This window comes from Pantoea sp. EA-12 (assembly GCF_030053355.1).
Lineage (GTDB): Bacteria > Pseudomonadota > Gammaproteobacteria > Enterobacterales > Enterobacteriaceae > Pantoea > Pantoea vagans_C.
In genome coordinates this window covers 24,494-48,710 of record NZ_JASGBY010000017.1, presented here as the reverse complement: position 1 = coordinate 48,710, position 24,217 = coordinate 24,494, and the positions used below count along the sequence as shown (strand labels likewise).

The following is a 24,217-nucleotide window of genomic DNA, read 5'->3' as shown; positions in this document are numbered from 1 at the left end:
TAAAGAAAAGGCGACTCTGTGGTCGCCTGTTAAATCAATTTGTTAACGCTGCTTTTTGCGCCTGAATCAACTGCTCAATGCCGCCTCGCGCCAGCGCCAGCAACTGCAGTAATTCCTCATGGCTGAACGGCTCACCTTCAGCAGTGCCCTGCACTTCAATCATGCGGCCATCTTCTGTCATCACCACGTTCATGTCGGTTTCAGCCGCGGAATCTTCCACATACTCCAGATCGCACAGCGCTTCACCGCCCACAATCCCGACAGAAATGGCAGCAACCAAGCCTTTCATCGGATTGGCTTTCAGTTTACCGGCCGCCACCAGCGCATTCAGTGCATCGGCTAGGGCCACGCAAGCGCCGGTAATGGATGCGGTGCGAGTGCCGCCATCAGCCTGAATCACATCGCAATCCAGCGTGATAGTAAATTCACCCAAAGCTTCTAAATCCACGGCTGCGCGCAGCGAGCGGGCGATCAGACGCTGAATCTCAAGCGTGCGCCCACCTTGTTTACCTTTTGCCGCTTCACGCGCCATACGGCTGTGGGTTGAACGCGGCAGCATGCCATATTCAGCGGTGACCCAGCCCTGACCTTTCCCTTTGAGGAAGCGCGGCACACCTTCTTCAACAGTGGCGGTGCACAGCACTTTGGTTTCACCGAACTCGACAAGGACAGAGCCTTCAGCATGTTTGGTGTAGTGACGAGTGAGGGTAACGGGACGCACTTCAGATGCGTTACGGCCTGCTGGACGCATGGTTTCTCTCCGGCTTGCTTAGGTTTGGCTGCGCATTATACGGACTTCCCACCCGGCTGTCCTGCCCGCGTGAGCGACAATCCCGGATGAAATTTAGCCTCAGCTGTGGCTAAATGCGCCCTTTCCTTCAAATAAAAAGATAAATGATGACAGCGATACTCCATTTCCTGCTGGCGCTGGGGGTGATTTTTGCCCTTGCGCTGCTGGTCAGCCATGACCGTAAACAGATTCGTCCGCGCTTTATTATTCAACTATTGATTGTTGAAGCCGCGCTCGGATGGTTCTTCCTGCATTCGGCCGGAGGCCAGTCCGTGGTGACCGCCGTCGGCGGCTTTTTCGAAACCTTATTAACCTTTGCTGCACAAGGTACCGATTTTGTGTTCGGCAACATGGCAAAACAGGGCCTGGCATTCATTTTCCTCGGTGTACTCTGCCCGATTGTGTTTATCTCTGCGCTGATTGGTATTCTGCAACACTGGCGCATTCTGCCGTTACTGATCCGCGTGGTCGGTACTCTGTTATCTAAAGTCAACGGCATGGGCAAGCTGGAGTCATTTAACGCCGTCAGCACCTTGATTCTGGGTCAGTCGGAGAACTTCATCGCCTATAAAGGTATCTTGGGCGATATCTCGGCACGGCGCATGTACACCATGGCAGCGACGGCGATGTCGACGGTTTCACTGTCGATTGTCGGCGCCTACATGTCGATGATTGATGCCAAATATGTGGTTGCCGCGCTGCTGCTCAATATGTTCAGCACCTTTATTATCTTGTCGATCATCAACCCTACTCGCCAGGAAAATGAAGAGCACATCGCGTTGGATAAGCTACATGAAGACCAGAGTTTCTTCGAAATGCTGGGGGAATACATTCTGGCCGGTTTCAAAGTGGCGATGATCATTTTAGCGATGCTGATTGGCTTTATCGCGCTGATTGCCGCCATCAATGCGCTGTTCTCTGCCGTCTTTGGCTACAGCTTCCAGCAACTGCTCGGCTACGTGTTCTATCCCTTTGCGTGGCTGATCGGTATTCCGACCGCCGATGCACTGCAGGCCGCCAGCATCATGGCGACTAAGCTGGTCGCCAATGAATTTGTTGCCATGATTGAGTTGAAAAAAGTGGCAGCAGAGATGACACCGCGCGGACTGGGTATTTTGTCGGTATTCCTGGTGTCGTTCGCCAACTTTGCGTCGATCGGAATTGTGGCCGGTGCGATTAAAGGACTCAACGAGAAGCAAGGTAACGTTGTGTCGCGCTTTGGCTGGAAGCTGGTTTATGGCTCAACGCTGGTGAGCTTGCTGTCCGCCGCGTTTGCTGGCCTGTTCATTTAAGTTCTTCAGGGCGCGCTTGAAGGGTGCGCCCTGCTCATTTCACTAAAACGCCACGCACACCAGCGCATCAACGCGCATCACGGATTCCTGATCAAATCGCTTTTTATAGATGTCACGCAGTGTGTTGATGCTGTCTGAGCTTGAGCGATCAGGCTGATGAATCAGCATCAAGGCCTTACTGTTTTCACGCGCCAGTTTGCCCCCTTCGCCCAGCCATTGCCCTTTACCGTCATACACGGAAAGCCCGTCTTTAAAGCGCGGCGTCACGTCGTTATCAACAAACTGTTGCCATTCACTGCTGCTTACCGTGCCGCCTTTGGGCTTGTTCATACCGAACCACAAGGTGGTTTGCATCATAATGTCACCCGCGCCACACACGGCGACAGGCGCGGTATTAGGTGGGATCTGTTCGTGGGAGGTAGAGGGTGCCTGGCATCCGGCCAGAGAGAGGACAAGTACCAGCGGTATCGCCAAATTATTCAACATCATAGCCTCAGAATTTTAGGTATCACACAGAACATCATAGGGTGAGAAGGGTTGATCCGTCATCCTTTTCGCCGAAAGTCGTCCACGAGGCACGCTCATTACGCATACGCCTATCATGGTTTGGCTACCGTCACTATAATGCGGGGAACATTCCTGAAAATGAGTACAAGCTTATGATCCGCAGCATGACCGCTTACGCCCGCCGCGAAGCCAAAGGCAACTGGGGCAGCGCCGCCTGGGAACTCCGTTCGGTGAACCAGCGCTACCTGGAAACCTACATCCGTCTGCCCGAGCAATTTCGCGGCCTGGAGCCGGTAATTCGCGAACGCATCCGCAACCGTCTGACGCGTGGCAAAATCGAGTGCAACCTGCGTTTTGACGCCGACCCCTCTGCACAGGGCGAACTGCAACTCAACGAAGCGCTGGCGAAACAGCTGGTGCGTGCTGCCAACTGGGTGAAGCTGCAAACCGATGAAGGCGCAATTAATCCGTTGGATATCCTGCGCTGGCCGGGTGTGATGTCGGCACAAGAGCAGGATCTCGATGCCATCAATACCGAACTGTTGGCGGCACTGGATGGTGCACTTGATGACTTTATCGTGGCGCGCGAAAGCGAGGGCAACGCGCTGAAAACGTTGATCGAACAGCGTCTGGAAGGTGTCTCTCAAGAAGTGAGCAAAGTGCGTGCGCAAATGCCGGATGTATTGAAATGGCAGCGCGAGCGTCTGATCACAAAACTAGAAGAAGCCGAAGTGCAGCTGGAAAACAATCGCCTTGAACAAGAACTGGTGATGATGGCACAGCGCGTTGATGTGGCAGAAGAGCTGGACCGCCTCGATGCGCACGTGAAAGAGACCTATAACATTCTGAAGAAGAAAGAAGCCGTGGGACGTCGCCTCGACTTTATGATGCAAGAGTTCAACCGCGAGTCGAACACGCTGGCTTCCAAGTCAATTAATGCGGATATCACTGCTTCAGCGATTGAGCTGAAAGTACTGATTGAGCAGATGCGCGAGCAGATTCAGAATATCGAGTAACATCCTTTGACGAGGTTAAGTCCCGCACCTGGGGGCTTGACCTACTCTTTGCGCTGAAGCCTTTAAGTGAAAAGGGTACACTTGCACTACCTAAACCCTTAATTGACACTGCTACGCGAAACTATGCATAACCGTCTGACCATAAAAGATATCGCCCGTTTGAGTGGCGTAGGTAAATCGACTGTCTCGCGCGTGATCAATAATGAAGGGGGCGTCAGCGAAGCGACTCGTCTAAAAGTCCTTCAAGTGGTGCAGGATCAGAATTTCAGCCCGTCAAAATCAGCGCGATCGATGCGAGGCGGCAGTGACAAAATCGTCGCGATTATTGTTTCCCGACTGGACTCGCCGGCAGAAACACAGTCTGTCCGCGCGATGCTGCCCTTGTTATATCAACAGGGTTATGACCCGATTATTCTTGAAAGCCAATTCAGCCCGGAGCGGGTCGCTGAACATTTACAGCTGCTGGAAAAGCGCAACATCGATGGTCTGATTCTGTTTGGCTTCTCTACTTTAGGCCCAAGCGTGCTTGAACAGTGGCAACACAAAACGGTGCTGGTGGCACAGGGTATGCCCGGTGTCTCATCGGTCGAATATGATAATGCCGGTGCGATCCAGCTCCTCATGCTTCAGCTTATTGAAAAAAATGTCAGGCATATTAGCTACATTGGCGTGGAAGCCAGCGATACCACCACAGGCCAGCAGCGTTCAGAGGCTTACATCACGCAATGCCAGCAACATCATATTGAAGTGACAATGGCGCTGGGTGATCTTAGCTATCAGAGCGGATTTGATCTTATCGCTCAGGTACTGAAACCCCATACTCAAGCGGTCATCTGTGCTTCTGACACGATTGCGTTAGGTGTTCAGAAATACCTGCAACAGCATGCCATCAGCCATGTACAGGTTGGCTGTGTAGGCAGTAATACCTTATTAGAGTTCATCTTCCCCCTCACCCTCTCTGTGCAACCCGGTTATAAAAATAGCGGGGAAGTGGCTGTCAGACAGCTGATTTCTCAGCTCGCGGGCAACTTAAACCCTCAACAACATCTGCTCTCCCCCACGCTGCATCCTCAGGATTAACCGCACCCGTCACCCATGACCAATGTGATCTCTGGCTCACATTTGGGAACGTTCCCGATTTTTATGTGAAGAAACACACACTATAGGGAACGTTCCCAATTATTGCAGCGACGCTTTGTGTAATGTCTGCGCCAGATGCGTAGAAAGTCAACAAGGCTTTCTGCGGTGTTAATTCTGCAGCTTAAGGCATAGAAAAATGAGCACAAACCCGCAACAGGATGTTGAACGCTTAATTGAGTATGTGGGAGGTAAAGACAATATCGCGAGTGTGAGTCACTGCATTACTCGATTGCGGTTTGTTTTGCATGATCCCTCACTGGCTTCCCCAGCAAATATTGAAACTCTGGAGATGGTGAAAGGTTGTTTCACCAATGCTGGCCAGTTTCAGGTCGTTATTGGCACCCAAGTGGGTGATTACTACAGCATGCTGTTACGCCTGACCGGCGGCGATAAACAGAACAAAGAAGCTGTGAAGATTGCCGCACGCAACAACATGAGTGTGTTCGAACGTGCCATCTCCCACTTTGCTGAGATTTTCTTTCCGCTGTTGCCCGCTTTGATAAGCGGTGGCTTAATCCTCGGCTTTCGCAATGTCATCGGTGATATCCCGTTCAGCGATGGCAAAACCCTGGCGCAAATCTCCCCGGTCTGGCAAACGCTGTATGACCTGCTCTGGTTGCCCGGCGAAGCTATCTTTATGTTCCTGCCGGTTGCGGTGTGCTGGTCCACGGTCAAAAAAATGGGCGGCACTGAGATACTGGGCATCGTGCTTGGCATTACCCTGGTCTCACCGCAATTGATGAACGCCTATGGCCTGGGGCAGCAGCTCCCTGATACCTGGTCACTCGGTTGGTTCACCATTGAAAAAGTCGGATATCAGGCTCAGGTCATTCCCTCGATGCTGGCGGGTCTTGCCCTTGCACTCATCGAAAACCGCTTCAAAAAGGCCATCCCTGATTTTCTGCATTTAGTCATCGTGCCGATCTCCACACTGCTCATCGCGGTTTTCCTTGCCCACGCGCTTATCGGTCCTTTTGGTCGTATGTTGGGTGATGCTGTGGCGTGGGGCGTGAAAAGCGTTATGTCAGGGGCGTTCGCGCCAATCGGTGCGACCTTGTTCGGTTTTCTTTATGCACCGCTGGTGATCACCGGTGTGCATCAGACCACACTGGCGATTGATATGCAGATGCTGCAAAGCACCGGCGGGACACCGCTCTGGCCGCTGATCGCCCTGTCGAATATTGCGCAGGGATCCGCGGTATTGGGGATCATTCTCTTCAGCAAGAAGCAGAAAGAGCGCGAAATTTCGGTGCCGGCGGCGATCTCCGCTTTCCTCGGCGTGACAGAACCCGCGATGTACGGGATTAACCTGAAATACCGTTTTCCCATGCTCTGCGCGATGATCGGATCGGCCTGTGCTGCACTGGTATGCGGCCTGTATGGTGTCAATGCCAACGGCATTGGCGTGGGAGGCTTGCCTGGCATCCTTTCTATCAAACCGCAGTTCTGGGGCATTTTTGCACTGGCGATGTTAATTGCCATCCTGGTGCCTGTTGCGCTCACTTCTCTCATCTACCGACACAAATTCCACTCTTCAAAATCTGCTGCGGCACGTCATCAGGAAACAGGTTATGGCACAGCTGAATGAGATCCCTTGGTGGAAAAATGGGGTGATTTATCAAATCTACCCCAAAAGTTTTCAGGACAGCACGGGCAGTGGCACTGGCGATATCAATGGCATCACTCAGCGGCTTGGGTATCTGAAAACCCTGGGCGTGGACGCCATCTGGATCACCCCTGTTTATGTTTCACCGCAGGTCGACAACGGTTATGACGTTGCCGACTACTGCAACATTGATCCGCTCTACGGCACGTTAGAAGACTTCAAACGCCTAATCGACGCCGCGCATCAATTGGGGATTCGTGTGGTGATGGATATGGTGTTTAACCATACCTCCACACAACACCCTTGGTTTAAGCAGGCAGAAAATCCAGGCAGTGATTATCGGGATTTTTATCTCTGGCACAGCGGATCTCAAGGGGTTGCGCCTAATGACTGGCAATCAAAATTTGGTGGAAGCGCCTGGCAGTGGCATGAGGAGAGTCAGCACTATTATTTGCACCTGTTTAGCCCCCAGCAGGCTGACTTAAACTGGCAGCATCCGCCTGTACGTGAAGCCCTAAAAGACATCTGTCGGTTTTGGGCAGGTCTCGGGGTAGATGGCTTGCGCCTTGATGTCGTCAACTTAGTCTCTAAACACGCTGATTTCCCCGATGATTCCCACGGTGATGGGCGATGTTTCTATACCGATGGCCCGCACATCCACCACTATTTACGCGAACTCAGCCGCGATGTTTTTCAGCCCCTGCAGCTGATGACGGTGGGTGAAATGTCCTCCACGTCGCTTGAACACTGCCGTCAGTACGCTGCGATTGATGGCAGCGAATTATCCATGACCTTCAATTTTCACCACTTGAAAGTGGATTACCTCAATGGTGAAAAATGGAGTCTCACTCCACCTGATTTTATCGCGCTGAAAGCGATTTTTAACCAATGGCAGCAAGGCATGCATGGCCATGCCTGGAATGCCCTGTTTTGGTGTAATCACGATCAGCCACGCATCGTTTCTCGCTACGGTCATGACGGTGAGTGGCGTACCTGCTCCGCCAAAATGCTGGCCATGATTCTGCACGGCATGCAAGGCACGCCCTTCATCTACCAGGGCGAAGAGATCGGTATGACCAATCCAGGGTTTAGCGATATCTCGCAGTATCGTGATGTTGAGACGCTCAATCTTTTCGCTGCGCAACAATCACAGGGTGGGGATGAGCACAAGCTGATGCCGATCCTCGCCAGTAAGTCGCGAGACAACGGTCGCACGCCTATGCAGTGGGATGCGTCACTTCATGGCGGATTTTCCCGCGCCACGCCCTGGATTTCACTTTGCGATAACGTTGAGCAAGTCAACGTGGAGCAGGCGTTGTCCGACCCCGACTCCGTTTTTTACCTCTATCAACGGCTGATCCAGTTACGCAAAACTCAACCCGTAATCACCGCAGGAGATTACCGGGATTTACGGCCCACCGATCCCTCCTTGTGGTGTTACACACGCAACGCATGCGGTCATCCGACACTCAAGGTGATCGCCAATCTCAGTCCTGCCCATCTGGAGGTGGATAACGAACTGTTATCTGGCGATGTATTGCTCGGTAACTATCCGCCATCTGTGTGTAAAAACACGCTGCGCCCCTACGAATGCCTTTACCTCAACCCTAAATAAAACAATGAAATAAAAGGATATAACAATGAAAAAACCAGGAAAATCCATACGCCTCATTCCCCTTCTGGGATGCATTATTGCGGATCCCGTACTGGCGGTAGATTTCGGCGGTTACGCGCGGTCCGGCATCGGCTGGAGTAGCAAAGGCGGTGAGCAGAAGTGCGCCCGCACCACTGGCGCCAACGGGGTTTACCGGCTGGGTAATGAGTGTGAAACCTATGCGGAACTCAAGCTGGGTCAGTCTCTATGGGAAGAGAACGGTCAGCGTTTTTATCTCGATACCAACCTCGCCTATGCCGTCTCTCAACAGAATGATGTCGAGAGCGTTACACCCAACTTTCGTGAAGCCAATGTTCAGGGAAAAAACATTATCGATGCCCTACCAGGGTCAACATTATGGGCAGGTAAACGCCTCTATCAGCGCCATGATGTGCATATGATTGATTTTTACTATTGGGATATCTCTGGTCCAGGCGTCGGGTTAGAACATATCGACACCCCCTTGGGCAAGCTCTCGTTAGCGGTGACACGCAATACCGAAGCAGGCGGATCATGGGGATTTATTGAAAACCAAATGAAGTGGCAACCCACCATTAATGACACCGTTGATGTGCGTCTTGCGGATATTGAAACCAACCGCAATGGCCAGTTGGAGTTCGGTGTCGACTACGGACGTGCGCAAGTGCAAAAAGGGTTCTCACTCGCCGAGGGAGCTTCATCCCGGGGATGGATGGCCACGGTACAGCATACGCAATCGTTAGAAGGCGGATTTAACAAATTTGCGGTGCAGTATGCGACCGACGCGATGACATCAATCACCACCGGGCGCCCAGAAGGGGCCAGCGTGGACAATAACGGTCACATGCTTCGACTCATCAACCATGGCGCTATCGATATCAATGATAAATGGAGCCTGATGTATGTCGGGCTTTACCAGAATATCGATCGGGAAAACCATAATGGCACCACCTGGTACAGTGCTGGCATCCGCCCGATGTATAAATGGACACCGATCATGAGCACCCTGGTTGAGTTGGGCTATGACCGGGTCAAATCACAGCAAGTCAGCGAAAATAATCAGCAGTATAAGGTTACGCTGGCGCAGCAATGGCAGGCGGGTGAGAGTATCTGGTCACGCCCTGCACTTCGGCTTTACACCACTTATGCCAAATGGAATGAGAAATGGGGCTACGCAGACGCCAGCGAGAGTGCCTACGGCAAAAACATCGCCCTGCGCGATTCGCCAGCTAAAACCTTCAGCAGAGGAGCAGGTAGCGAAGTGGCGTTTGGCGCACAGATAGAAGCCTGGTGGTAAAACTGTCCCTGCGCAGGCACTCAGCTTGCGCAGGGTTTCTGTCGCTCACGACCTGATTTCGCGACGCTAGCCGATTTTTTAAATTACGCAATGTAAGGCATTTGAAAGGATGCGTATTTTTGTATGATATTTTTTAACCAAACCTATGATTATGGAGGGAGTCAATGCGCCCATTACACGAATATAACTCAATGTTATTAATGATAAAAAAGAATAATCCAGCCTTACCATTCCTGCATAATTCCCTCCTCAATCAAACCCCTCAATCCTGAAGATTGCAGAGATTGCGTTTCTTTGAAGGCACTATTTGCTAATCTACTGGTCGTAAATAACACAGTCGTACCGCCAGGAATTCATGGACACCCTTCTTTGCGCGATACATTCACTCTTTCTCTGAAGGCGTTATGAAGAAAAACGGGCAGTTCTGTTCCAAACTTTTGCATCCCCGCTACTGGTTTACCTGGTTTGGTCTGGGTGTACTCTGGCTGCTGGTGCAACTCCCTTATCCCATTTTGATACGGCTTGGCGCCTCTGCCGGCAAGCTGTCACGCCACTTTCTGAAGCGTCGTGAGCGCATTACGCGTCGCAACATTGAACTTTGCTTTCCACATATTAATGAGGAAGACAAAGAGGTGTTGATCGCAGGCAATTTTGAGTCGCTGGGCATGGCATTGGCAGAAACCGGTATCGCCTGGTTCTGGTCCGATGCGCGCGTGCGCCGCTATTTTCACGTTGAAGGTCTGCACAACCTACAAAATGCACAACAAAATCATCGCGGTGTAATGGCCATTGGCGTGCATTTTATGTCACTGGAATTGGGTGGACGTATTACGGGCTTGTGCCAGCCGATGATGGCGATGTATCGCCCGCACAATAATCAGGCGATGGAGTGGGCGCAAACCAAAGGCCGTATGCGATCTAACAAGGCGATGATCGATCGTCGCGATCTACGTGGCATGGTGCAGGCGCTGAAACAGGGTGAAGCGGTTTGGTTCGCACCGGATCAGGATTACGGCCCGAAAGGAAGCGTATTCGCTCCGCTGTTTGCCGTTGAGAAAGCGGCTACCACCAACGGCACTTTTGTGTTGTCGCGTTTGGCGAAACCGGCCATGCTGACCATTGTGCTGATCCGTAACAGCGACAAGAGCGGCTATCAGCTGATTATTCAGCCAGAGCTGCAAAACTATCCTTATGAAGATGAAGCGGCTGCGGCGGCTTATATGAATAAAGTGATTGAGAAAGAGATCCTGCGTGCGCCAGAGCAGTATTTGTGGCTGCATCGTCGCTTTAAAACCCGCCCACCGGGTGAGGCATCACTTTACATCTAATCTCTTGATGCAGCAGGTTCCCGCCTGCTGCACCTTCCTGCCGCTCACATTTGCCAACCATTCTTAACGAAAAACAAGTTTGTCAAAATTTGCACAGACTCATGTAATGGTCTGCTCTCTCCTATTCTGACCAAACACATGACTCTGCAATTTAGATCCAAACTGCTCGCGCTTGCCATTGCCAGCGCCTTGCTGGCCGGTTGTGCCAACCCGCATGGCTTACACACGCATAACACGCTGCTTGATGCCAACTCACTGCAGGCCAATCAATCATTGAAAGACGCACATTTCAGTGCGGCAAACTGGCCAAAAACAGCGTGGTGGCAAAACTTTAACGATGCGCAGCTCAATCGATTGATCGCTGATGCCATGACCTCCAGCCCTGATTTACAGGTCGTCAACGCGCAGGCTGATAAAGCCAATGCGCAGGTGATTGCTGCTGATGCTGAACGTTATCCTGACGTTGACCTGAATGCCGGTATTACCCGTTCTCGCGTGGCAAAAGTGGATGACCCGCTGCTACAGGGCAAGAGCTACAGCACACTGCGCACCGCCAATATTGGCATGAGCTACACCTTCGATTTGTGGGGCGGTAAGAAAGATGCCGCTGAAGCCGCACTGGGCCAGGCGCGCGCCAGCGAGCTTGATCGCCAGGCCAGCCAGCTCACGCTCGCCGCTAACGTGACGCGCGCCTGGAACAACCTCAATCTGGCCTGGTCAAACGCTGAACTGGCAAAGCAGAATGCCGATCGCTCTCAGGGGATTGCTAAAATCCAGCAGCAGTATGTCAGCGCGGGTTTAACCTCTGACTATCAATATAAGCAAGCGCTTTCACAGCAGAAAACCGCAGAAGCCAGCCTGACCGAAGCCCAGCAGAACGTAACCGATGCCGGAATTCAGCTCTCCACACTGATTGGTAAAGGGCCCGACTACTGGCACCAATTGAAGCCAGCCAAGATGGCGGTTCCGATCGCCGCAACACTGCCGAACAACATTCCCGCCGAGTTGCTGGGACGCCGTCCAGATGTCGTCGCGGCACGCTGGCGTGTGGAAGCGGCATCGAAGCAGATCGCCGCAACCAAAACAGAGTTTTATCCCAACATCAACCTGGTGGCAGAAGCGGGTACGCGTTCACTGCTTGGCGATGCGTTCTTTGGTGCGCCGAGTCGCTTCTTCAATGTGGGGCCCAGCCTCTCCCTGCCCATCTTTGACGCCGGTAAGCGCCGCGCCGATCTGGCAGAGAGTGATGCCAACTGGGACCTGGCAGTCGCGCAGTACAATAAATTATTGATCGGTTCACTCGGCAACATCAGCGATACCATCACGCAGTTGCAATCGATTCAGGAGCAGTTGGCCCAGCAGCAGAGCGCCAATCAGTTGATTCATAGCGCATGGGATGATTTGAATCGTGAATATACGGCAGGTCTGCGGCCTTATCTGGATGTCCTCACCATCCAAAACCAGCTGATTGAATCCGACCAGAAACTGGTGGCGTTACAGGCACAGCAGATCAATCTGGCAGTGGTGCTAATTGAAGATCTGGGGGGTGGCTTCCAGAATGGCACCCCTGCTGCGCAGGGATAAGCGTGGCTGGCATTCGGCCACGCATTGATGAATGATAGTCCGCATCTGGAATAACCCGCGGACTATCATGATGGAACTGAATGCTAACGCTGGCTGGTTACGGCCGCTTATCGCTGACCGACTCACCCCTTACCTCGAAATTGATGCAGCACGCCTGCAACGCAATCTGCAACTTATGCAGCAAAAAGCGGATGCCGCTGGTGTGGCACTGCGTCCGCACATCAAAACCCATAAAAGTGTCTGGATTGCTGAGCAACAACGCAAGTTGGGCGCGCGCGGCATTACCGTGTCAAAACCAAGTGAAGGTATCGCTTTTATCCTCGGCGGCGAGCGTGATCTGTTGCTGGCGTATCCCGTGGTCCATGCCGACACATTGACCGAGCTGCTGGCCGTTGCGCGCCAGCATCAGGCACGTATTACCTTTATCGCAGACAGCACAGCAGGCGTGGCGGCCATAGTGGATGCCTGCCAGCGCCAGCCCACTGGCGATGTCGCCATCGCGATTAAAGTCGACGTCGGTTTACATCGTGTGGGCATCGATCCGCACAGTGACGCAGCGGTGACGCTGGCTAAACAGATCCATGAGGCGGGAATCTCTTTTGCCGGACTGGTTTCTCATGCGGGCCATGCTTACGGCGCGGGCAATGCTGCAGCCATCGCCGATGTGGCACTAAAGGAAATGATATTGATGCGCGACGTACAGCAGCGGCTTAACACGGCGGGCATAACGCCTTGCCCGATTTCAGTGGGCTCCACGCCAACGGCTTTAGCTGCACCGGTCACCGAAGGCAGTGACGAAATTCGCCCAGGGAACTATGCGTTGTTGGATCTCACCGCCTACCGCCTGGGTTTATGTGAGCCCGATGCCTTGGCACTCAGTGTGGTCACGCGGGTGGTGGCGGTCAATTCGCACTACGCGATTATCGATGCCGGTTCGAAAATGCTCAGCTCCGACAAAGGCCCACACGGCACTAATGCCACTGGCTTCGGAATTGCCGTTGATGAGCAGGGTAACCAGTATGAAGTGCTGAAGCTGTCGGAAGAGCATGGCTTTTTACAGTACGACGATCGAGCTCCCGCATTAGGTTCTCTTCTGCGCATCTTCCCTAATCACAGCTGCGCAGTCGTGGCACAGTCCGATGATTTTGTCCTGCGCCATCCAGATGGCAATGCAGAGACCCTCGATATTCAAGGGCGCGGCAAGTTTATCTGATCATCGCATTTCCCCCTGAAACCTCTGTGACGCCACACTTCCATGAGCGGGCCATTTCCAGCCCGCTTACCTTCAGTTAAGGTACAAAATGTTGCAGGGCCTTGTTGAACGCAGCCTTGCACGTTGTTGCCGCTTCAAACCGGCATTATCTGCTCAACAGGAGGTTCCATGCTGCCATCTCAGACAGTCACGCTAACCATTCCTCGTCACTGGTTAGATTTATATGAAACCATCTGGAAGCCGGAATGCTTTGCCAAATGGGCGAGCGGGCTCAGCGCCAGCACCCTGACCCAGGAAGGAAGCTACTGGCGAGCGAAAGGTCCCGAAGGCTCGGTAAAAATCCGCTTCACGCCCCATAACCCTTTTGGGGTTATGGATCACTGGATTGATACCGGTACCGGCAAAGAGATTTACATGCCCATGCGGGTGATAGCCAACGAGCAAGGGGCGGAAATTGTGATGGTGGTTTATCGTCAACCGCTGATGTCTGATGAGAAATTCGCGCAGGATGTTGCCTGGGTTAAGCGCGATCTGGATCAACTTCTTCATCTTTTAACCCATTAGAATCAATATATTATTAATTTTCGCCATGGCTTTAACTTGCGTTGGAATCAACCAATAAGAAAATCTCTTTTTTTTACGCAGCAGCATTTAACAGTTGTACGATTTTTTAAGCGGTTTTTTTCACGATTCACCAGTCTGGCTAAAGTCTCCTCACCAGGAAAATTCCTGGTGAGGAAGCCCATATGTCCACTGACGCGCTCTGATTTATCGATGTTTTTATAATTTCGCCCATTCCACTGACTTGTCATCGTTGCAAACTGTCGACAAAGACTAATAAATAGTAAATCGATCGCCTTATCTATTCAGATGCAAAGTCTGAAACCATTTATTTATGAAGTTTATTTATAGGAGTTTTCTTATGGTGTTAATTTAATTAAAACACGGTATAACTCATTCACACACAGCAATACACGATAATAACAACAGCAGGGAATCAACATGGATCGCTCAACCTATCCTTTGTTATCAGAAAAAGAATTTGTTGAGATTGCCAGGAGGATGCTGGCCGGGGAATATAATAACGCAAAGGGATTTTATAACGATCTTGCGGATTTCCTCCTGACTGGGGGAGATACCGCTGAGACAATTAAAAAATTACACACCAGGGTTATATTTTTAAATTCAGAGCATCATTTAATTGAATGCATCTTAACATGGCAATCCCTGAAAGGTATCTCAGGGCTGCGCCAGGAAACGCTGCATTGATGTATATCCGTCATACTTCGAACCGCAGTTGCGTTGGCTGCGTGTGCTCACCCCAGTCACTTACTGATGTAAGCTCCTGAGGGTTCACCCACTTGCCGCAATTCGAATTATTTTGGGTATAATCTGTACTCTGGGCCTCAGCCCGGGTGAACCCTCAATTGCACTGGTACATGTACCATAACGAGCAGAGTATGACGATAAGAGAAAAGAATTTGGCCAGCGCCAAATGGTCAATTTTGTCATCCATTAAAATCGTCGGCATTGGTGTTTTACAGCTTTCACTTCTGGCACAAATACTTCAGGCAAACGAGTTAGACCTGCTCGCTATTGCTATTGTGATGTTATTGGTCATTGATACACTGGCCGATCGCGGATTTGGCAACGCAGTAATTAGAAATAAAAACCTGAATAATAGCGAACTTTCCATTCTGTATTGGGGGAATGTATTAAGCGGAATGGTGATATTTGCCGTTCTGTTTATTGGCAGCGACCTGTACAGCCGCATAATGAATCAGCCGGAAATGGCCATTATGCTGGAAATGATTTCGGTTATATTTATTATTATTCCGCAAGGTCAACATTATCGCGCTATATTACAGCGGGAAAAACAATTTTCGCGCATCGCTTTCACCGAAACTTCCTCGGTGCTGGTTGGGTTAGGTGTCACGTTGTTTACCGTGTGGTTAACACCTTCAGTGCTGTGCGCTATCTGGGGCTACCTCGCGATGGTATCCATCAGAATGCTGGTCTACTGCTACTACGGCCGTTCCTGGTTCCAGCCGGAATACCGTTTTAGCCTGAAAAGTTTCGCCAATGTGCGTGCAAGAAACGGATAATAACAACAAGTCTGTATGGTGGGCTCTGGGCATCTGAGAAGATGCGTTCGCGTGCTGGTCGCCAGCACGCTTTTTTCTTTTTCAGACCCGCAAGGCGTTCAGCCGTATCCTCCCCCCTAATTCACATCACTTTTTTTTATGCGAACTGACATCACATCGCCAATTTATCCCGCCGGTTAAGCCTGTTAGCATGTTCGCCATCAAAGTGGCTAATCCGATAACCTCTTTTTAGAAAAACTCAGTGGTCTGTACGCTGGGAAATCTTTAGGCTGGCCGCCAATCATCTGGGGTGCTCTATGTTATTAACCGTTCTCTATATTATTGGGATTACCGCCGAAGCCATGACCGGTGCGCTGGCCGCAGGGCGTCGTAAGATGGATCTGTTTGGCGTCATCATCATTGCCTCCGTTACCGCCATTGGCGGAGGATCGGTGCGCGATATCCTGCTGGGCCACTATCCACTCAGCTGGGTGAAAAACCCGGAGTACATCATGATTGTGGCGGCGGCGGCAGTGGTGACCACCTTTGTCGCACCGCTGATGAATCATTTGCGTAAAGTGTTCCTGGTTTTGGATGCACTGGGCCTGGTGGTGTTTTCTATCATTGGCGCACAGGTGGCACTGGATTCGGGTCATGCCCCGATCATTGCGGCAATTGCTGCCGTGATCACCGGCGTATTTGGCGGTGTGCTGCGTGATATGTTCTGCAACCGCATCCCTTTGGTGTTCCAGAAAGAGTTGTATGCCGGTATCGCTTTCGCTTCAGGTTGGCTCTACATCCTGTTGCTGAAAACCCCTCTGCCGAATGAGGCGGTGGTCATCATCACCCTGTTGTTCGGATTCATCGCCCGTTTGCTGGCGCTGCGTTTCCGCCTGGGCTTGCCGATCTTCAACTATCCCCATCCCGAGCACTGAGTGCGCAGCAGGAATATCCTGCTGCTGCAAAAAATCAATCAGCTGCCGGACGTCGTCATGCTGCAACATGGCGACGATGCGATGCGCCAATACACTGCCAACGCCAGGCAACTGCTGCCACTCCTTGACCGATCGCGCCATCACTTGTGACCACTGTGAATCAGGCAACGCCTGCAAAGCCGCACGAGGTAAAGGTATGCCTAGCGCATTGACCCAGCGCCGCAGGGGCTGCTGACGGGTGAGATGGAAGCGCTGCCAAAACTGCTGCGCACGCTCAACGGAAAGGCCGCTGGCCTGAGCGATTTGCTCAGGGGTGAGTTTCAGCCAGGAGAAAAGATGCGTTATCGCGCCGCTGTTGAGTAAACGTTGCCAGTTGCTGCGCTGGACGCCGGGGATATTCAGCACAGATTTCTCGCTGAGCCAACTCAGGCGAGATAAAAATTGCAACCGACATGGGGGACTAAAGTGCAGGCACGTCTGCGCATTGAAGTCATCGGGTAACGGCGCTGTGGGGTAATCACGTTGCGTCACGCGCCAAATAACGCGCTCCAGACGCGGAATGCCTTGGCCAGCCAGCGCCAGTGCCACCTGATCGCCGGCAATCACATCCCGCTCGCGCCAGCGACGCACAGAACCGATATTGACCCGGCGCACCGTTTTGTCATCCAGCTGAACCGGGATCACGTTGAGTATCACCGCAATTTTCCCTGTCCGTCCGACATTAAAATCCACGGACAGCACTTCGCTGCTCACCTCTGCAGGCTGATATTTCCATGCTGCCGACCAGCGGCTTTGGCCGGGCTGCCAGTCACGTCCTGCACTCGACGGTGACAGATGCATCACCACGCCATCGGTCACAAACGGCAATGGCTCACGAAACCAGCGTTCACGCCACTCGGCGGCCTCTTCCTCATTATTAATTTGCCGACTCCAGCGTTGCGATAAACCGAATCCCCAATAGGAGAGTTGCGCCAACCGCTCATTCATTTGCACAGGTCCATCAGGCCATGCCCAGACAAACAGACCGAGCCGACCCAGTAGCGGAGAAGCGTCACGACGCATCATGGCGCCCGCGACTTGAGCACGCGCATTTTTGCCGCCATCCCGCGTTTGCTGATGATCGGTCATCTGCAGGAACAGCTCGCCTTGCAGTACCACTTCTTCTCGATCGGTATCGATATGCTGCGGGATGGCCGGAATCTGAGTGGCTTTCTCTAACCACTGTTCGCCACGCAGACCATCTCCACGACTGATGAATGAAACCAGTTGCCCATGCCGATATACCAACGTCACCGCGACGCCATCGACTTTGGGTTGTATCCAGAGCGGCGCTTTATCCTGCATCCAGTACGCCACGGCCAGCTTATCGCGCAACTTGCGCACCCCGGTGTGGGCAACCGGGTGAAGCGTACTCCCGTTCGTGGTCAGCAGAGCTTCGTAACCCGAGCGGTCAGACGTGAAGCAGCGCTGCCACTGCTGTAAACGCTGTTGCAGGCTGTCGTAATCCTCATCGCTCACCAGGCTTTTGCCCTGTCGATGGTAGGCATCGTCCCAGTGACGCAACTGGCTTTGCAACTGAACGATTTCCTGATCGGCGCGAACCGGCGACCAGTTGGGGCAAAGCGCGTCAGCCCAGCCATCGGCACTGAGTAATACGCAGCATAGAAATAGCCAACCTTTCATGGATGCACTCCTTTTTGCCTATTGGAGTGCACATCAGGGTCGATCACCAGTGTAAAACTCAACATCAGGAACCCAACTTGCACACTTCATAACGACGTTACAGCGCGCAACTTCCGCAGCGGGAACGGGCTCACGGAAAAAGAATTGCCTTAGCCCAACGGCAAACGCTGCGTGGCGAGCCTAAGCCGTGTATACTGTGCAGGAAATCGACTCCGCTCTTTACTCAATTCAAGATAACCATGGCTCAAGGCACGCTTTATATTGTTTCCGCCCCTAGCGGCGCGGGTAAATCCAGCCTGATTCAGGCGCTGTTAAAGACACAGCCGCTGTACGATACGCAGGTGTCTATTTCTCACACCACCCGCGGCGTGCGTCCCGGTGAAGCACATGGTGAACATTACTTCTTCGTCTCAAAGCCCGAATTCGAGGCCATGATTGCCGCCGATGACTTCCTCGAACACGCGGAAGTGTTTGGCAATTACTACGGCACCTCGCGCGCGGCGATTGAACGCGTGCTGGCAACCGGTGTTGATGTATTTTTGGATATCGACTGGCAAGGCGCGCAGCAAATTCGTCAAAAAATGCCGGCTGCACGCAGCATTTTTGTCTTGCCGCCGTCGACCGAAGAGCTGGACCGTCGCCTGCGTGGCCGCGGTCAGGACAGCGAAGAGGTGATCGCCCGCCGCATGGCGCAAGCCGTGGCGGAGATGAGTCACTATGCCGAATACGATTATCTGATCGTGAATGATGATTTCGACCTGGCCTTAACCGATCTGAAACACATTATTCGCGCAGAACGTCTGCGTATGAGTCGCCAAAAATCGCGACATGATGCTTTAATCAGCAAACTATTGGCAGTCTGAAGTCACTTTCAGTATTATGCCCAGTCATTTCTTCATCATCTGTGGAGTAGCACACCTATGGCACGCGTAACCGTTCAGGACGCAGTAGAGAAAATTGGTAACCGTTTTGACCTGGTGTTGGTCGCTGCACGTCGTGCACGTCAGATGCAGGTAGGCGGCAAAGATCCGCTGGTTCCAGAAGAGAACGATAAAGCCACCGTTATCGCCCTGCGCGAAATCGAAGAAGGCTTGATCACCACCCAGATTCTGGATGTACGTGATCGTCAGGAACAGCAAGAGCAGGAAGCCGCTGAGTTACAAGCCGTTACCGCTATCGCTGAAGGTCGTCGTTAACAGCACTCTGCAGGTCAACCTTGTATCTGTTTGAAAGCCTCAATCAACTGATTGAAAAATACTTGCCTGAGGAGCAAATAAAGCGCCTCAAGCAAGCTTATCTTGTCGCGCGTGATGCCCACGAGGGTCAAACACGCTCTAGCGGTGAACCTTACATCACCCATCCTGTTGCCGTTGCCTGCATTCTGGCCGAGATGAAACTCGACCATGAAACGCTGATGGCGGCGCTGCTGCATGACGTGATTGAAGATACACCCGCCACCTACCAGGATATGGAACAGCTGTTTGGCAAAAGCGTTGCCGAGCTGGTGGAAGGCGTATCGAAACTCGATAAGCTGAAGTTCCGCGACAAGAAAGAAGCCCAGGCTGAAAACTTCCGCAAAATGATCATGGCGATGGTGCAAGACATCCGCGTCATTCTGATCAAACTGGCTGACCGCACGCACAACATGCGCACCTTGGGTGCATTGCGACCGGATAAAAAGCGTCGTATTGCACTGGAAACGCTGGAGATTTACAGCCCTCTGGCGCACCGCCTCGGTATTCATCACCTGAAAACAGAACTGGAAGAGCTGGGCTTTGAGGCCCTCTATCCCAATCGTTTCCGGGTGATTAAAGAGGTGGTGAAAGCGGCGCGCGGTAACCGTAAAGAGATGATTCAGAAGATTCTTTCTGAAATCGATGGCCGCTTACAGGAAGCCGGTATTCCCTGCCGCGTCAGTGGCCGCGAGAAGCATCTCTATTCGATCTACCGCAAAATGCATCTGAAAGAGCAGCGATTCCACTCCATCATGGATATCTATGCTTTCCGCGTGATCGTGAAAGATTTAGATACCTGCTATCGCGTGCTTGGTCAGATGCACAGTCTGTACAAACCGCGTCCAGGACGCGTGAAAGATTACATCGCTATTCCCAAGGCCAACGGCTATCAATCCCTGCATACCTCAATGATTGGCCCGCATGGCGTGCCGGTCGAAGTGCAGATCCGTACCGAAGATATGGATCAGATGGCAGAGATGGGGGTAGCGGCACACTGGGCTTATAAAGAAGCCGGTGAAAACGGCACGACCGCGCAGATCCGCGCTCAGCGCTGGCTGCAAAGCCTGCTGGAGCTGCAACAGAGCGCCGGTAGTTCGTTTGAATTTATCGAAAGCGTGAAGTCCGATCTCTTCCCGGATGAAATCTACGTCTTCACGCCGGAAGGCCGCATTGTCGAGCTGCCTGCGGGCGCCACCCCGGTGGATTTCGCCTATGCCGTGCATACCGATATTGGTCACGCCTGCGTTGGCGCACGCGTCGATCGCCAGCCTTATCCGCTGTCACAATCGCTGACCAGCGGCCAAACCATAGAAATTATCACCGCGCCAGGCGCTCGTCCGAATGCAGCATGGCTCAACTTCGTTGTCAGTTCCAGAGCGCGTTCGAAGATTCGTCAGCTGTTGAAGAACCTCAAACGTGAAGACTCCGTCAACCTGGGGCGACGCCTGTTAAGTCATGCCTTGGGTGGCAGCAAGAAGCTGGCCGAGATTCCGGCAGAAAATATTCAGCATGAACTGGAACGCATGAAGCTGGCGGGTATTGAAGACCTGCTGGCGGAAATCGGGCTGGGCAATGCCATGAGCGTGGTGGTGGCGAAAAACCTGCTGCAGTCCGGCAGTGAAGAAGCGCCAAAAGACAGTAAACGTAAAAAGCTGCCGATCAAAGGCGCAGATGGTGTACTGATCACCTTTGCCAAATGCTGCCGCCCGATTCCAGGCGATCCGATTGTGGCGCACGTGAGTCCCGGCAAAGGTCTGGTGGTGCACCACGAATCCTGCCGTAACATTCGTGGCTATCAGAAAGAGCCAGAGAAGTTCATGCCGGTTGAGTGGGACAAGGATATCGATCAGGAATTTGTCGCGGAAATCAAAGTCGACATGTTCAACCATCAGGGTGCGCTGGCTAACCTGACGGCAGCGATCAACACCGCGAGTTCCAACATTCAAAGTCTGAGCACTGAAGAACGTGATGGCCGTGTTTACAGCGCCTTTATCCGCCTCACCGCCAACGATCGCGTCCATCTGGCCAACATTATGCGCAAGATTCGCGTGATGCCGGATGTGATTAAAGTTCACCGAAACCGTAATTAGGCATGAACGCTCAACGTTTTGCTCGTATCCAGGAGATGCTGGCCATGCGCCAGCACGATCTCACGGTCTGCATGGAACAGGTCCATAAGCCCCATAACGTCTCAGCGGTGATTCGTACCGCCGATGCGGTGGGCATCCATGAAGTTCACGCCGTATGGCCCAGCGTACGTATGCGCACCATGGTGTCAGCCTCTGCGGGCAGCAACAGCTGGGTAAAAGTTCAGACTCATCGTCACATCGCCGAAGCGGTTCGTCATCTGAAAGGTCAGGGCATGCAAGTGCTGGCGACCAATCTGTCGGCAAATGCCGTGGATTTTCGCGAAGTCGATTACACCAAGCCGACCTGCATTCTGATGGGCCAGGAAAAAACCGGGATTACCGCTGAAGCGCTGGCGCTTGCCGACCAAGACATCATTGTTCCTATGGTTGGCATGGTGCAATCGCTCAACGTGTCTGTTGCCTCTGCGCTGATTCTGTATGAAGCCCAACGCCAGCGGCAAAATGCCGGCATGTACCAGCGCCAATACAGCCTGCTGGATGAAGACGAACAGCAGCGTTTGCTGTTTGAAGGCGGCTATCCGGTGCTGGCGCGAGTCGCGAAGCAGAAAGGTCTGCCGTATCCGCACATCAACGCCCAGGGCGAGGTGGAAGCCGATGCCAGTTGGTGGGCCACCATGCAAGCGACGGGTAAAAAATGAAAGGCCGTCTGCTGGATGCCATCCCGCTCAGTACCCTGACCGGCGTCGGCGCCAGTCAGGCGGGTAAACTGGCTAAACTCAGCCTGTTTACCATTCAGGATTTGCTGCTGCATCTGCCGCTGCGCTACGAAGATCGCACCCAACTCTACAAAATTAATGACCTGCTACCGGGCGTTTGGGCCACGGTGGAAGGCGAAGTGCTGCACAGCGACATCACCTTTGGTCGTCGCCGAATGCTGGTGTGCCAGATCAGCGATGGCAGCGGCGTGCTGACCATGCGCTTCTTCAACTTCAATGCCGGGATGAAAAACAGCCTCGCCCCAGGGCGTCGCGTCACCGCTTATGGTGAAATCAAACGCGGCCAGCGCGGCGCAGAGATCATTCATCCCGAGTATCGCGTGCAGGGCGAGCAAGGCGGCGTAGAGCTGCAAGAGACGCTGACGCCGGTCTATCCCACCACCGAAGGGATTCGCCAGGCAACACTGCGCAATCTGACCGATCAGGCCCTGACGTTGCTGGAAACCTGCCCGATTGCCGAACTGCTGCCATCAGAACTGAGTGGTGGCTTGATGAGTTTGCCAGATGCGCTGCGCACGCTGCATCGCCCCCCACCTGATTTATCGCTCAGTGAGTTGGAAACCGGTCGCCATCCGGCACAGAAACGCTTAATCCTCGAAGAGCTACTGGCGCACAATCTCAGCATGCTGGCCGTACGCGCTGGTGCGCAGCGCCATCACGCACTGCCGATGCCCGCCAGACATCATCTGGTTGATCAATTGCTGGCTGCGCTGCCCTTCTCACCGACAGGTGCACAAAAGCGGGTGGTTGAGGAGATAGAGCGCGATCTGGCCAATGACTTCCCGATGATGCGCCTGGTCCAGGGCGATGTTGGCTCCGGAAAAACCCTGGTCGCCGCACTGGCGGCGCTGAATGTGATCGCGCATGGCAAGCAAGTGGCGCTCATGGCGCCCACCGAACTGCTGGCCGAGCAGCATGCCAACAACTTCCGCCAGTGGTTTGCACCGCTGGGCATTGAAGTAGGCTGGCTGGCCGGTAAACAGAAAGGCAAAGCGCGTGAGGCGCAGCAGGAAGCGATTGCCAGTGGTCAGGTGGCGATGGTGGTTGGCACCCATGCTCTATTCCAGGAGCAGGTGAAATTTAACGGCATGGCGCTGGTGATCATTGATGAGCAGCACCGCTTTGGCGTCCACCAGCGTCTGGCACTGTGGGAAAAGGGCGAAGAGCAAGGTTTCCATCCGCATCAGCTGATCATGACCGCAACACCGATTCCCCGCACGCTGGCGATGACCGCTTATGCCGATCTGGATACTTCCACCATCGACGAATTGCCCCCTGGCCGTACGCCGGTCACAACGGTGGCGATTCCCGATAGCCGCCGTGGCGATATTATTGAGCGTGTCAAAAATGCGTGTCACGAAGGTCGTCAGGCCTACTGGGTCTGTACATTAATCGAAGAGTCAGACGTACTGGAAGCACAAGCAGCAGAAGCGACATGGGAGGAGTTGAAAACCGCCCTACCCGGTTTGCAGGTTGGGCTGGTGCACGGTCGCATGAAACCCGCAGAGAAGCAGGCCGTGATGGCCGCATTCAAAGCTAACGACATCCAACTGCTGGTCGCCACCACGGTGATCGAAGTTGGTGTGGATGTTCCCAATGCCAGCCTGATGATCATCGAAAACCCAGAGCGACTGGGCCTGGCACAGCTGCATCAGCTGCGTGGACGTGTCGGCCGTGGTGCTGTCGCCTCGCATTGCGTGCTGCTGTACAAAGCGCCGCTGAGCAAGACCGCACAGAAGCGTTTGCAGGTGCTGCGCGACAGCAACGATGGCTTTGTGATTGCGCAACATGACCTTGAGATTCGCGGCCCGGGTGAACTGCTGGGCACGCGTCAGACCGGGAACGCAGAGTTTAAAGTCGCGGATCTGTTGCGCGATCAGGGCATGATCCCCGAAGTTCAGCGTGTGGCTCGCCATATCCACCAGCATTACCCCGAACAGGCTCAAGCACTCATTGAGCGCTGGTTGCCGGAGACCGAGCGTTACAGTAACGCTTAACTGCTGGCCCG

At 53.1% G+C, this 24,217-nt stretch carries 20 protein-coding genes and 1 pseudogene; 18 read left to right on the top strand and 3 right to left on the bottom strand.

Features of this window, described 5'->3' with window-relative positions:
• Window positions 1-34 precede the first annotated feature (34 nt).
• Window positions 35-751, bottom strand: a complete 717-nt coding sequence (gene rph / locus QMZ30_RS21115) for a ribonuclease PH (protein ID WP_283228847.1) — start codon at window positions 749-751, stop codon at window positions 35-37.
• 146 nt (window positions 752-897) lie between these two features.
• On the opposite strand from rph, the gene QMZ30_RS21110 reads away from it, so the two are divergent.
• The gene (locus QMZ30_RS21110; RefSeq protein ID WP_283228846.1) at window positions 898-2,082 is read left to right on the top strand and encodes a NupC/NupG family nucleoside CNT transporter; all 1,185 of its coding nucleotides are present in this window, start codon (window positions 898-900) and stop codon (window positions 2,080-2,082) included.
• Window positions 2,083-2,124: 42 nt separating this feature from the next.
• Here the strand turns inward: QMZ30_RS21110 and QMZ30_RS21105 are convergent, their stop codons facing one another.
• Window positions 2,125-2,568 (bottom strand): DUF3574 domain-containing protein, encoded by a 444-nt coding sequence (locus QMZ30_RS21105; RefSeq protein WP_283228885.1) that lies wholly within the window; start codon window positions 2,566-2,568, stop codon window positions 2,125-2,127.
• Window positions 2,569-2,741: 173 nt separating this feature from the next.
• Between QMZ30_RS21105 and QMZ30_RS21100 the strand changes: the two genes are divergently transcribed.
• From QMZ30_RS21100 to QMZ30_RS21045, 12 genes are all read left to right on the top strand, one after another.
• Window positions 2,742-3,605, top strand: a complete 864-nt coding sequence (locus tag QMZ30_RS21100; protein ID WP_039328135.1) for a YicC/YloC family endoribonuclease — start codon at window positions 2,742-2,744, stop codon at window positions 3,603-3,605.
• Window positions 3,606-3,728: 123 nt separating this feature from the next.
• Entirely contained in the window at window positions 3,729-4,685 is a 957-nt protein-coding gene (gene treR, locus QMZ30_RS21095) for a trehalose operon repressor TreR (RefSeq protein ID WP_283228845.1), read from the top strand.
• Window positions 4,686-4,881: 196 nt separating this feature from the next.
• Complete coding sequence (gene treB, locus QMZ30_RS21090; protein WP_283228844.1) at window positions 4,882-6,333, top strand: PTS trehalose transporter subunit IIBC; 1,452 nt, start codon at window positions 4,882-4,884, stop codon at window positions 6,331-6,333.
• Complete coding sequence (locus QMZ30_RS21085; protein WP_283228843.1) at window positions 6,317-7,966, top strand: alpha,alpha-phosphotrehalase; 1,650 nt, start codon at window positions 6,317-6,319, stop codon at window positions 7,964-7,966. The genes treB and QMZ30_RS21085 overlap by 17 nt, the downstream gene beginning before the upstream one ends.
• Before the next feature lie 25 nt (window positions 7,967-7,991).
• Window positions 7,992-9,281 (top strand): maltoporin, encoded by a 1,290-nt coding sequence (locus tag QMZ30_RS21080; protein WP_283228842.1) that lies wholly within the window; start codon window positions 7,992-7,994, stop codon window positions 9,279-9,281.
• 404 nt (window positions 9,282-9,685) lie between these two features.
• The gene (gene lpxP, locus QMZ30_RS21075; RefSeq protein WP_039328123.1) at window positions 9,686-10,609 is read left to right on the top strand and encodes a kdo(2)-lipid IV(A) palmitoleoyltransferase; all 924 of its coding nucleotides are present in this window, start codon (window positions 9,686-9,688) and stop codon (window positions 10,607-10,609) included.
• Window positions 10,610-10,747: 138 nt separating this feature from the next.
• Window positions 10,748-12,193: an efflux transporter outer membrane subunit gene (locus QMZ30_RS21070; RefSeq protein ID WP_283228841.1), complete on the top strand. Its 1,446-nt coding sequence runs from the start codon at window positions 10,748-10,750 to the stop codon at window positions 12,191-12,193.
• 70 nt (window positions 12,194-12,263) lie between these two features.
• Window positions 12,264-13,406, top strand: coding sequence for an alanine racemase (locus QMZ30_RS21065; protein ID WP_283228884.1), 1,143 nt, complete (start codon window positions 12,264-12,266; stop codon window positions 13,404-13,406).
• Window positions 13,407-13,574: 168 nt separating this feature from the next.
• Window positions 13,575-13,970, top strand: a complete 396-nt coding sequence (locus tag QMZ30_RS21060; RefSeq protein WP_283228840.1) for a polyketide cyclase — start codon at window positions 13,575-13,577, stop codon at window positions 13,968-13,970.
• Between the two features lie 438 nt (window positions 13,971-14,408).
• Window positions 14,409-14,675, top strand: coding sequence for a hypothetical protein (locus tag QMZ30_RS21055; RefSeq protein WP_283228839.1), 267 nt, complete (start codon window positions 14,409-14,411; stop codon window positions 14,673-14,675).
• Between the two features lie 191 nt (window positions 14,676-14,866).
• Window positions 14,867-15,511: an oligosaccharide flippase family protein gene (locus tag QMZ30_RS21050; protein WP_039328108.1), complete on the top strand. Its 645-nt coding sequence runs from the start codon at window positions 14,867-14,869 to the stop codon at window positions 15,509-15,511.
• Window positions 15,512-15,807: 296 nt separating this feature from the next.
• Window positions 15,808-16,425 carry a trimeric intracellular cation channel family protein gene (locus QMZ30_RS21045; RefSeq protein ID WP_071885761.1) on the top strand — a complete coding sequence of 206 codons (618 nt, stop codon included), beginning with the start codon at window positions 15,808-15,810 and terminating at the stop codon, window positions 16,423-16,425.
• On the opposite strand, the pseudogene ligB reads toward QMZ30_RS21045, so the two are convergent.
• A pseudogene (gene ligB / locus QMZ30_RS21040) lies at window positions 16,366-18,108 on the bottom strand (NAD-dependent DNA ligase LigB); the annotation flags it as partial. The gene QMZ30_RS21045 and the pseudogene ligB overlap by 60 nt on opposite strands.
• Window positions 18,109-18,347: 239 nt before the next feature.
• Here ligB and gmk point away from each other — a divergent pair.
• From gmk to recG, 5 genes are read left to right on the top strand one after another with little or no spacing between them, the layout of a single operon-like run.
• Window positions 18,348-18,971, top strand: a complete 624-nt coding sequence (gene gmk, locus QMZ30_RS21035; protein WP_282996494.1) for a guanylate kinase — start codon at window positions 18,348-18,350, stop codon at window positions 18,969-18,971.
• 57 nt (window positions 18,972-19,028) lie between these two features.
• Window positions 19,029-19,304: a DNA-directed RNA polymerase subunit omega gene (gene rpoZ / locus QMZ30_RS21030; protein WP_034823855.1), complete on the top strand. Its 276-nt coding sequence runs from the start codon at window positions 19,029-19,031 to the stop codon at window positions 19,302-19,304.
• A gap of 20 nt (window positions 19,305-19,324) precedes the next feature.
• Window positions 19,325-21,433 (top strand): bifunctional GTP diphosphokinase/guanosine-3',5'-bis pyrophosphate 3'-pyrophosphohydrolase, encoded by a 2,109-nt coding sequence (spoT, locus tag QMZ30_RS21025; protein ID WP_283228838.1) that lies wholly within the window; start codon window positions 19,325-19,327, stop codon window positions 21,431-21,433.
• Between the two features lie 2 nt (window positions 21,434-21,435).
• Window positions 21,436-22,131: a tRNA (guanosine(18)-2'-O)-methyltransferase TrmH gene (gene trmH, locus QMZ30_RS21020; RefSeq protein WP_058972461.1), complete on the top strand. Its 696-nt coding sequence runs from the start codon at window positions 21,436-21,438 to the stop codon at window positions 22,129-22,131.
• Complete coding sequence (gene recG, locus QMZ30_RS21015) at window positions 22,128-24,206, top strand: ATP-dependent DNA helicase RecG (protein WP_283228837.1); 2,079 nt, start codon at window positions 22,128-22,130, stop codon at window positions 24,204-24,206. The genes trmH and recG overlap by 4 nt, the downstream gene beginning before the upstream one ends.
• Window positions 24,207-24,217: the final 11 nt, after the last annotated feature.

Bases quoted from the DNA above. Each gene is read 5' to 3' on its own strand.
- QMZ30_RS21070 (WP_283228841.1), top strand. From the start codon at position 10,748: ATGACTCTGCAATTTAGATCCAAACTGCTCGCGCTTGCCATTGCCAGC.
- QMZ30_RS21060 (WP_283228840.1), top strand. From the start codon at position 13,575: ATGCTGCCATCTCAGACAGTCACGCTAACCATTCCTCGTCACTGGTTA.
- treR (WP_283228845.1), top strand. From the start codon at position 3,729: ATGCATAACCGTCTGACCATAAAAGATATCGCCCGTTTGAGTGGCGTA.
- gmk (WP_282996494.1), top strand. From the start codon at position 18,348: ATGGCTCAAGGCACGCTTTATATTGTTTCCGCCCCTAGCGGCGCGGGT.
- trmH (WP_058972461.1), top strand. From the start codon at position 21,436: ATGAACGCTCAACGTTTTGCTCGTATCCAGGAGATGCTGGCCATGCGC.
- QMZ30_RS21080 (WP_283228842.1), top strand. From the start codon at position 7,992: ATGAAAAAACCAGGAAAATCCATACGCCTCATTCCCCTTCTGGGATGC.
- rph (WP_283228847.1), bottom strand. From the start codon at position 751: ATGCGTCCAGCAGGCCGTAACGCATCTGAAGTGCGTCCCGTTACCCTC.
- lpxP (WP_039328123.1), top strand. From the start codon at position 9,686: ATGAAGAAAAACGGGCAGTTCTGTTCCAAACTTTTGCATCCCCGCTAC.
- recG (WP_283228837.1), top strand. From the start codon at position 22,128: ATGAAAGGCCGTCTGCTGGATGCCATCCCGCTCAGTACCCTGACCGGC.
- QMZ30_RS21085 (WP_283228843.1), top strand. From the start codon at position 6,317: ATGGCACAGCTGAATGAGATCCCTTGGTGGAAAAATGGGGTGATTTAT.
- QMZ30_RS21110 (WP_283228846.1), top strand. From the start codon at position 898: ATGACAGCGATACTCCATTTCCTGCTGGCGCTGGGGGTGATTTTTGCC.
- treB (WP_283228844.1), top strand. From the start codon at position 4,882: ATGAGCACAAACCCGCAACAGGATGTTGAACGCTTAATTGAGTATGTG.
- QMZ30_RS21055 (WP_283228839.1), top strand. From the start codon at position 14,409: ATGGATCGCTCAACCTATCCTTTGTTATCAGAAAAAGAATTTGTTGAG.
- QMZ30_RS21045 (WP_071885761.1), top strand. From the start codon at position 15,808: ATGTTATTAACCGTTCTCTATATTATTGGGATTACCGCCGAAGCCATG.
- QMZ30_RS21065 (WP_283228884.1), top strand. From the start codon at position 12,264: ATGGAACTGAATGCTAACGCTGGCTGGTTACGGCCGCTTATCGCTGAC.
- rpoZ (WP_034823855.1), top strand. From the start codon at position 19,029: ATGGCACGCGTAACCGTTCAGGACGCAGTAGAGAAAATTGGTAACCGT.
- QMZ30_RS21105 (WP_283228885.1), bottom strand. From the start codon at position 2,568: ATGTTGAATAATTTGGCGATACCGCTGGTACTTGTCCTCTCTCTGGCC.
- QMZ30_RS21100 (WP_039328135.1), top strand. From the start codon at position 2,742: ATGATCCGCAGCATGACCGCTTACGCCCGCCGCGAAGCCAAAGGCAAC.
- QMZ30_RS21050 (WP_039328108.1), top strand. From the start codon at position 14,867: ATGACGATAAGAGAAAAGAATTTGGCCAGCGCCAAATGGTCAATTTTG.